The organism is Bradyrhizobium iriomotense (assembly GCF_030160715.1).
Lineage (GTDB): Bacteria > Pseudomonadota > Alphaproteobacteria > Rhizobiales > Xanthobacteraceae > Bradyrhizobium > Bradyrhizobium iriomotense.
Genome location: NZ_BSOW01000114.1, coordinates 1 through 1,225, shown reverse-complemented (window position 1 = coordinate 1,225; position 1,225 = coordinate 1). Strand labels below are relative to the sequence as shown.

The 1,225-nt window shown below is 60.7% G+C and carries 2 protein-coding genes and 1 pseudogene; 2 read left to right on the top strand and 1 reads right to left on the bottom strand.

Annotated features, from left to right (window positions below; all coding sequences use genetic code 11):
- Window positions 1–181: pseudogene (locus QQL28_RS45640) on the bottom strand (transposase); the annotation flags it as partial.
- Between QQL28_RS45640 and QQL28_RS45635 the strand changes: the two are divergent.
- Window positions 134–544: a helix-turn-helix domain-containing protein gene (locus QQL28_RS45635; RefSeq protein ID WP_284276421.1), complete on the top strand. Its 411-nt coding sequence runs from the start codon at window positions 134–136 to the stop codon at window positions 542–544. The pseudogene QQL28_RS45640 and the gene QQL28_RS45635 overlap by 48 nt on opposite strands.
- 37 nt (window positions 545–581) lie before the next feature.
- On the top strand, window positions 582–1,225 hold a 644-nt coding region (locus QQL28_RS45630), incomplete at its 3' end, for an RNA-guided endonuclease InsQ/TnpB family protein (RefSeq protein WP_284276420.1).

Below are 1,225 nucleotides of genomic sequence, written 5' to 3'. Positions count from 1 at the left end.
TGCACGTGGTCGTCCTCGCCATCGCACTCGATCAATTCTGCCTCAGAATCCCTGCAGACTTTCGCGAAGATCGACCGCAGGTCCCGAAGCGTTCGGACAGCACGCCCCGGCGGCATTTGGTGACGAAGACCAAATGGGCGTGGAGAGCGTAAACGACGTGCCGTCCCGTGCGAAATTGGATTTGTCGCCTTGTAGATCCTTAGACCAAGGCCATATCGTCAATTTGATCCGCCGCGGCTTCAAATACAAGCTCGATCCGACTGCCGAACAGGAAGTGTTGTTTCGGCAGTTCGCAGGCGCGTGCCGTGCGGTCTACAACACCGCGCTTTACCAGCGGCAAAACTTCTGGCGGCAATACGCGGCCCGGACCGGAGGCCGAATTAGCTACGCCAGCCAATGCCGGGAGCTGACCACGCTTCGTGCCTCCTTTAACTGGATTGCGGCCGTATCGCAGACCTGCCAGCAGCAAGCATTGCGCGATCTCGACAAGGCGTATCAGAATTTCTTCGCCGGCCGCGCGAAAGTATCCGACACCGCGGCGTAAAGGCCTCCACGAGACGTTCCGGTTTCAGGGCCGTGAGGTGGAGATACGGCGGCTCAATCGCAACTGGTCTCAGGTTCGGTTGCCCAAAATCGGTTGGGTTCGGTTGCGCGATACCCGCCCGTTGCGCGACACGATCAACAACGTAACGGTCAGGTTGACGCCGATCGGATGGCGCATGTCGTTCGCCTGCGAGAGCGAGCACGAAGCGCCGATCAACATCCGCCCGGCGGTTGGCATTGATCGCGGCGTAGCGAACAGTATTGCGCTTTCGAACGGCGAGTTGGCATCGGTCCCTGTTGAGCGGTTGCGACTTCTCGACAGGAGGGCGCGCAAGACGCAGAAGGTTCTCGCGCGGCGCAAGCGTGGGTCGAAACGCTACGCCAAGGCGCGACTGCGCGCCGCTGCGATCAAAGCCAAGGCCGCGCGCATCCGCAAGGACTGGAACCACAAGGCCACTACGGGCCTTGTCGCCCGGTTCGGCCTCGTCGCTATTGAGGACCTCAAGACGTCGAGCATGACGGCCAGCGCGAAAGGCACTGTTGAGAAGCCCGGTCGCAACGGGCGCCAGAAAGCCGGCCTTAACAGGTCCATTCTTGAACACGGCTGGCATCAATTCGAAACCTTTCTCGCCTACAAGTTGGAGGCGGCCGGCGGTCGCCTCGTTAAAGTCGATCCGCGCAA